This window comes from Streptomyces alkaliphilus, from assembly GCF_014141535.1.
GTDB classification, from domain to species: Bacteria; Actinomycetota; Actinomycetes; order Streptomycetales; family Streptomycetaceae; genus Streptomyces; species Streptomyces alkaliphilus.
In genome coordinates this window covers 1-6,385 of the sequence record NZ_VKHT01000203.1, presented here as the reverse complement: position 1 = coordinate 6,385, position 6,385 = coordinate 1, and the positions used below count along the sequence as shown (strand labels likewise).

At 68.3% G+C, this 6,385-nt stretch carries 7 protein-coding genes, 1 pseudogene and 1 CRISPR repeat array; of the genes and pseudogenes, 4 read left to right on the top strand and 4 right to left on the bottom strand.

What is annotated here, in order from left to right; translation table 11 throughout:
* Positions 1–15 precede the first annotated feature (15 nt).
* Positions 16–1,485, top strand: a complete 1,470-nt coding sequence (locus tag FNQ90_RS09185) for a non-reducing end alpha-L-arabinofuranosidase family hydrolase (protein WP_182605914.1) — start codon at positions 16–18, stop codon at positions 1,483–1,485.
* 551 nt (positions 1,486–2,036) lie between these two features.
* On the opposite strand, the gene FNQ90_RS09180 is transcribed toward FNQ90_RS09185, so the two are convergent.
* Both FNQ90_RS09180 and FNQ90_RS09175 read right to left on the bottom strand, forming a co-directional pair.
* Entirely contained in the window at positions 2,037–2,435 is a 399-nt protein-coding gene (locus FNQ90_RS09180) for a PIN domain-containing protein (RefSeq protein WP_182605913.1), read from the bottom strand.
* The gene (locus tag FNQ90_RS09175) at positions 2,432–2,680 is read right to left on the bottom strand and encodes a type II toxin-antitoxin system CcdA family antitoxin (RefSeq protein ID WP_182605912.1); all 249 of its coding nucleotides are present in this window, start codon (positions 2,678–2,680) and stop codon (positions 2,432–2,434) included. Before FNQ90_RS09175 ends, FNQ90_RS09180 begins: the two co-directional genes overlap by 4 nt.
* A gap of 552 nt (positions 2,681–3,232) precedes the next feature.
* Here FNQ90_RS09175 and FNQ90_RS09170 point away from each other — a divergent pair.
* A complete protein-coding gene (locus tag FNQ90_RS09170) occupies positions 3,233–3,712 on the top strand; it encodes a diadenosine tetraphosphate hydrolase (RefSeq protein WP_182605911.1) in 480 nt (159 codons plus the stop codon).
* A gap of 210 nt (positions 3,713–3,922) precedes the next feature.
* Here the strand turns inward: FNQ90_RS09170 and FNQ90_RS09165 are convergent, their stop codons facing one another.
* Complete coding sequence (locus FNQ90_RS09165) at positions 3,923–4,258, bottom strand: helix-turn-helix domain-containing protein (RefSeq protein WP_182605910.1); 336 nt, start codon at positions 4,256–4,258, stop codon at positions 3,923–3,925.
* Complete coding sequence (locus FNQ90_RS09160; protein ID WP_182605909.1) at positions 4,255–4,626, bottom strand: type II toxin-antitoxin system RelE/ParE family toxin; 372 nt, start codon at positions 4,624–4,626, stop codon at positions 4,255–4,257. Before FNQ90_RS09160 ends, FNQ90_RS09165 begins: the two co-directional genes overlap by 4 nt.
* A 502-nt stretch (positions 4,627–5,128) precedes the next feature.
* Positions 5,129–5,767: direct repeats of the CRISPR family, unit length 29 nt; unit sequence GGGACCACCCCCGCAGGCGCGGGGAGCAC.
* Positions 5,768–6,017: 250 nt separating this feature from the next.
* Between FNQ90_RS09160 and FNQ90_RS09155 the strand changes: the two genes are divergently transcribed.
* Positions 6,018–6,197 carry a hypothetical protein gene (locus FNQ90_RS09155; protein ID WP_182605908.1) on the top strand — a complete coding sequence of 60 codons (180 nt, stop codon included), beginning with the start codon at positions 6,018–6,020 and terminating at the stop codon, positions 6,195–6,197.
* A pseudogene (locus FNQ90_RS27185) lies at positions 6,179–6,385 on the top strand (hypothetical protein); the annotation flags it as partial. The gene FNQ90_RS09155 and the pseudogene FNQ90_RS27185, both read left to right, overlap by 19 nt.

Sequence of the window (6,385 nt, the reverse complement as noted above, 5' to 3'; positions counted from 1 at the left end):
GAAAGGGAGGCCTTGATGTCGTCTCGCCCCCCGTCCCCGTTCCGCCCGAAACGCCTGCTCGCCGCCCTCGCGCCCTTGCTGCTCGTGGTCACCTTCCTCGGCGCCCAGCCCGCCGCCGCGGCGACCGTCGACACCAACGCCTCGTATGTGCTGGTCAACCGCAACAGCGGCAAGGCCCTGGACGTCCACAACCTGGCCACCAACGACGGCGCCCGCATCACCCAGTGGACCAGGAACGATCAGGCTCAGCAGCAGTGGCAGTTCGTCGACTCCGGTAACGGCTACTACCGCATCAGGTCCCGCCACTCCGGCAAGGTGCTGGACGTCCACAACTGGTCCACCGCGAACGGCGGCTCGATCGTCCAGTGGGCCGACCTGAACGGCACCAACCAGCAGTGGCGGCTGGTCGACAGCCCGGATGGCCACGTGAGGTTCATTTCGCGCCACAGCAACAAGGCCCTCGAAGTACAGGGCGGCTCCACCGCCGACAACGCGAACATCGTGCAGTACGACGACTGGGGCGGCGCCAACCAGCAGTGGCGGCTCGTCAGGGTCGGCACCGGCGGCAACCCCGGCCCGTGCGCTCTTCCCTCGACATACCGCTGGACGTCAACGGGCCCGCTGGCGCAGCCCAGGTCGGGGTGGGTCTCGCTCAAGGACTTCACCGTCGTGCCCTACAACGGCCGGCACCTCGTCTACGCGACGACGCACGACACGGGGACGCGCTGGGGTTCGATGAACTTCAGCCTGTTCGGCAACTGGTCGGAGATGGCCTCGGCCAACCAGAACGCGATGTCCTCCTCCACCGTCGCGCCCACGCTCTTCTACTTCGCACCGAAGAACATCTGGGTGCTCGCCTACCAATGGGGCAGGACCTCCTTCTCCTACCGGACCTCGAACGACCCCACCAACCCGAACGGCTGGTCGGCCGAGCAGGAGCTCTTCTCCGGAAGCATCTCCAACTCCCCGACCGGACCCATCGACCAGGCGCTCATCGCCGACGACACGCACATGTACCTGTTCTTCGCCGGTGACAACGGCAGGATCTACCGGGCCGGCATGCCGATCGGGAATTTCCCGAGCAGCTTCGGCACGAACTCCACAGTGATCATGAGCGACACGACGAACAACCTGTTCGAAGCCCCGCAGGTCTACAAACTGCAGGGCGAGAACCGCTACCTCATGATCGTCGAGGCGATCGGCTCGCAGGGCCGCTACTTCCGCTCGTTCACGGCCACCAGTCTGAACGGCTCGTGGACACCCCAGGCCGCGACCGAGAGCAACCCCTTCGCCGGTAAGGCCAACAGCGGCGCCACCTGGACCAACGACATCAGCCACGGTGAACTGCTCCGCACCAGCCCCGATCAGACCATGACCATCGACCCCTGCAACCTGCAGTTCCTCTACCAGGGACGCAGCCCCAACTCCGGCGGCGACTACGGCCTCCTCCCCTACCGTCCGGGTCTGCTGACACTGCAGCGCTGACGGCGGGACACCGGTTCGGCTCCGGCACGGAGCCGGCGCGGCGGGCTCGGCGGAAGGCCGAGCCCGCCGCGCCGCGCGCCCACGTCGGGACTCATACGACGACGGGGCGCGGGGGCGGGCAACGCTCACCGGCCCGAGGCTCGTTTCGCTCGAGAAGGTCTCCCGGCTGCCGATCGACCTCGGCGTCACACGGCCGCACTCGCGGCCGAAGATCTCCGACGACTTGATGGGACGCTCCCGCTCCCGGGGAGCGCTTCCCGGGGCACGCGGAGGGCACGACAGCCGTCGAGAGGTCCGGACAACCTCGAAGCCCCGGGTCGCCGACCCGGGGCTTCGGGGTGGAGCGGGCGACGGGGATCGAACTCGCCCCCTCGCTTGGGAACCACCGACGCTTCGGTGTGGAAAGCCGCTCTGACCTGCTGAAAAGCATCCCGGGTGCGACGAGCTGTCCGCCGCTGAGCATCCTTGTTGACCGTGGTTGACCGTGGTTGACCGTGGTTGACCGCGCTGATGGGCACGCATCGGGCACGGGCCGGGCCATTCGCCGGCCGTCAGATGCCGATGAGCCGGATGCGGTCTCCGCAAAGGGTGCGCATGTCGTCGATGTCCGAGGTCAGCATGGCGACGGGGCCTGGCTGCCGCAGAGCCGCTTCGGCAACGGTGGCGTCGATCGCGTACTTGTGACCGTGCAGGCCGGCGGCTTTGAGCAGTTCCGCCGCGGCCCTCGCGGCCTGGTCGGTGACCGGTTCGATCTTCAGCCGGGACAGCGCCCAGCGCAGCCGGGGCAGGTCTACCCGGCTGTGACTGACCTCGACGATCGTATTGGCGCAGATGACCAGGTCGGCGCCCATGTCGTGGAATACCTGGAACAGCGCGAGAGTCTTGCGGTCCTGAGTTACCCATGCGGACAGCCCTTGGGAGTCGAGGACCACCGTTTCGACGTGCTTCACGCGGCGGCCGACTCCGCCCCGGTGCCTCGTGTACCGAAGATCCGGGCGTGCGCCTCGGCCAGTTCCTCCTCGGCAAAGTCCCCGTGCTGCTCCTGGTGCCGCCGCAGGTCGTCGCCGAGGAGCTGGTGCCGGATCTGGCGCGCCACAGCCTCCGCGACATATCCGGAGACGTTGTCCGTCAGCTTCCTCAGCTCGTCCACCTGCTCGGCGGGGAGGGTCACGGTGATCCGCGTGGTGCCGGCCATACGCTCTAGCATACTCCAGTATGCGCACTGGGTGCCAGCGTGGCACCGGGTAGTGAGCCGTGCTCCGAGCCGGTGAAGCGCCGGAGCCGGTCATTGTGTGACGTTGGCCCCGCCTGCACGGTCTGCGCCACTCGGTCCCTTCCGTCGGCCGTTGCGCTCGTCCGCTCTCGTCGGAGGCCGCTCTCCGGCGGCGACAGAGCCGGTGACAACGACGAAGCCCCGGGTCGCCGACCCGGGGCTTCGGGGTGGAGCGGGCGACGGGGATCGAACTCGCCCCCTCGCCTGGGAATCACCGACGCTTTCGCGCGGGAAGCCGCTCTGATCTGCGGAAACGCCTCCGTCGCCACCCGTTCCGGCGGGTCCGTGAACACCGCTGTTGACCGGTGTTGTCCGCTCCGAAGGGCACGGATGGGGCACGGCCATCGAGCCCCGGTCGTCTTCGGGTGCCCAAGGAAGGGCACGAGCGTTTACGAGAGCCCCGGGGCCTCCTGTCGATGGAGCGGGTCTCCACGCGAACAGCGATTCTCAATCGTCGGCTTGTAGGTTCCGGATATGGCTGGTGATTGGCGGGTGGATCGGATCGGGGCCGCGTTGAGGGGTGAGAACCCGACTGTGCTGCGACGGTTGACGGCGGGGTTCGCGGTGATCGGGGATGTTCAGTTCCTGCCGGGCTACTCGGTTCTGCTCGTGGATGAGCCGGAGGTGCAGCGGCTGTCGGACCTGCCGAGGGCGAAGCGGCCGGCGTTCCTGTCCGACATGGACCGGCTCGGTGAAGCGGTCGAGCGTGTCTGCCGGCGGCTGGACCCGGCCTTCCTGCGGGTCAACCTGGAGATCCCGGGAAATACGGACCCGTTCCTGCACGCGCACGTCTGGCCGCGGTTCGCGTGGGAGCCCGCCGATGTGGTGGGTGCCCCGGTGTGGCTTCATCCGCGTGAACGGTGGAGCGAGGAGCGGTCCGGGCTCGGTCCGCAGCATGACGCACTGCGGGAGGCGATCAGCGACGAACTGGACCGGCTGCGCTCGTCGACCTGACGCGCATCGGGCAAGATCACACGATGATGGGGAGATCAACAGAGGAGGGTGTGTCTCATCCTCAGCAGTAGCTGGGGAGATTCGAGAGGCACCATCATTGGCGACCGGCTGACCATCACAACGGCGAGCAGGAACTGGCGGCGCCGCCGAGCACTACGGTGTGCGAACGACTGGCGCTGCCCGGATGCCGATGCGTCCAGGGCCTGTGGCCTACGCGGCGTGAGTGTCCGTTCCGCGCAGGATGTACAGGCCGTCACCGAAGACGGCGGAGATCTGGATCCGGCCGCCAAGAGCGGCGACATAGCGGGCGATGGCCTCCACGGTGGAGACCTCTCCGCGCTCGATCTGCGAGATCCGGCTCTTGGTCACGCCCATCAGTTCCGCGACGTCGCTCTGCGTCAGGCCAAGAGACTTGCGACGCTCGGCAAGCCGATGCCCGTCGATGTACGCCTGGTTGCGCTTGCGGGCCTCGGCCACAGCCTCTTCGCCGCCGGCACCCGCAACAACCTCGGCACGTACATCGCTCCACTTGGGAAACTTCTTCATTGCTGTCCCTCCTCGGCTTCGCGTTCCTTCACGTACTCGACGTACAGCTCTTCCGCGCGTGGAATCGCCTGGCGGTACCAGGTCGACCAGTTCCCCGATTTGTCACCGCCCACTAGCAGGATCGCCGAACGCCACGGGTCGAAGACGAACAGGAGGCGGATCTCGGAGCGGCCTGCGGAGCCGGGGCGTAGTTCCTTGAGGTTGTGGACCTGCGACCCTTCAAGCCGATCAACGAGCGGGCGGCCCGGGCCGGGGCCACCTTCCGCAAGCCGGTCGAGGGCATCCACGAACTGCGCCTTCGACTTCTCGTCCAAGGCGTTGATCCAGGCGAGGATCTCATCGGTGACGCGGATCTCCCACTCCTCCATGCAGGAAGTGCAGCAAATTCTCTACTTCTGATGGATCCCCGGCGCCGGCGGCGGCCACATGTCCGGTGACGACCATCTGCCGACGGGCAACCTGCTTCTACTGGACGCGCAGGCTCCTTGCCCGCGGGCCCTTGCTCCTGCACGGCTGTCGTTCGCCGAGGACGAAGAGTGCTGCCAGACGATTCTGCCGCGAAAGTCCTGGCAGGCTCGGACACAACGAAGCCCCGGGTCGGGATTAGGTCCCTGACCCGAGGCTTTGCAGTGGAGCGGGCGACGAGAATCGAACTCGCGCTCTGAGCTTGGGAAGCACCGACGCTTCGGCGTAGAAAGCCGCTCTGATCTGCGGAAACGCCTCCATCGCCACCCGTCCCGGCGGGTCCGTGAACACCGCTGTTGACCGGTGTTGTCCGCTCCGAAGGGCACGGATGGGGCACGCCCCTCATCCCCGGCTCCGCGCCCGGCGCATACGCACGGAGCGAGCGACGATGTCGCATGCTTATCCGAAACCACCCCCGCAGGCGCGGGGAGCACGGCCCGCAGAGACCGCGCCCGTGACGGGGGTCGGGATCACCCCCGCAGGCGCGGGGAGCACGTGTGGCCGGACCAGGCCCGCACCGTCGCGAAGGGATCACCCCCGCAGGCGCGGGGAGCACGAGGGCCGGGCCATCGGCCGCAACGGGCGCGCGGGACCACCCCCGCAGGCGCGGGGAGCACACGGGGAAGACCCGGGAGCGGGCCGCCGCGAAGGGACCACCCCCGCAGGCGCGGGGAGCACTTGTATTGCCCCATGACCATGAGCGTGAAAAGGGGACCACCCCCGCAGGCGCGGGGAGCACCCCGTCCCGCCGTGCCGGGGGCGTCCGACGCCGGGACCACCCCCGCAGGCGCGGGGAGCACAACGTCACCGGCAACGCCACGACCGGCGTGGCGGGACCACCCCCGCAGGCGCGGGGAGCACGGCGGGATCCTCCGGTGTGGTGCGGGTGGTCAGGGACCACCCCCGCAGGCGCGGGGAGCACCACCGCGTCGCCTTGCGCCATCACCGCCACCAGGGACCACCCCCGCAGGCGCGGGGAGCACCGGGCGAGGTCCCACAGGGGGTTGTGGGTGCCGGGACCACCCCCGCAGGCGCGGGGAGCACAGGAGCCGACCAGCACCTTTATCCCGCGAGGAGCCTGTTTTTACTCACTAGCAGAGATTCCGACATAAGGTGCGATCCTGTTGTTTTGTCTGAAGGTGGAGTGGGTTCTTCGACTCTACCGGTTTCCGACGCACCGCCGTTGAACCGCTTTGCTCCAGCCCTGGTGCGGGGTGTTCGGGATGTGGGGCTTCCCGGTGGATCTCCAGACGCTCGGGTGATGGGGCGCCAGGGGCACTCGTGGCTCTCGAAGATGGAGCTCTGTTCGGACCGTGTGGCGCTCGTCGAGGGCGGCGCCACGGGTTCGACGGGCGCGTTGTCGGGGGTGCGCCGGCCGGTGGTGACCCAACTGGTCGGCGAACTCATGGAACTGGCCTCTTCGCCGGGTGCGGGCTTGACCGCTCTGGTGGGGCGTTGTGGACTGCGGTCATGACCCGGGTGCTCTATCTCATCGCCACCGCGGCCGGTCCGGCGGAGTATGTGGATCGCGGGGTGCGGGCCGCGCTGATCCACCGGCACTCCAACCGGGAGCGTCAGCGGGAGATCGCCGACGCGCTGGATGCCAAGGTGCGTGCCGAGCGCGAAGCGGCGGCTCTGCGGGCGTGTGGTGAGCGCTTATCG

Bases quoted from the DNA above. Each gene is read 5' to 3' on its own strand.
- FNQ90_RS09185 (WP_182605914.1), top strand. From the start codon at position 16: ATGTCGTCTCGCCCCCCGTCCCCGTTCCGCCCGAAACGCCTGCTCGCC.
- FNQ90_RS09175 (WP_182605912.1), bottom strand. From the start codon at position 2,680: ATGGCCGGCACCACGCGGATCACCGTGACCCTCCCCGCCGAGCAGGTG.
- FNQ90_RS09170 (WP_182605911.1), top strand. From the start codon at position 3,233: ATGGCTGGTGATTGGCGGGTGGATCGGATCGGGGCCGCGTTGAGGGGT.
- FNQ90_RS09165 (WP_182605910.1), bottom strand. From the start codon at position 4,258: ATGAAGAAGTTTCCCAAGTGGAGCGATGTACGTGCCGAGGTTGTTGCG.
- FNQ90_RS09160 (WP_182605909.1), bottom strand. From the start codon at position 4,626: ATGGAGGAGTGGGAGATCCGCGTCACCGATGAGATCCTCGCCTGGATC.
- FNQ90_RS09155 (WP_182605908.1), top strand. From the start codon at position 6,018: ATGGAGCTCTGTTCGGACCGTGTGGCGCTCGTCGAGGGCGGCGCCACG.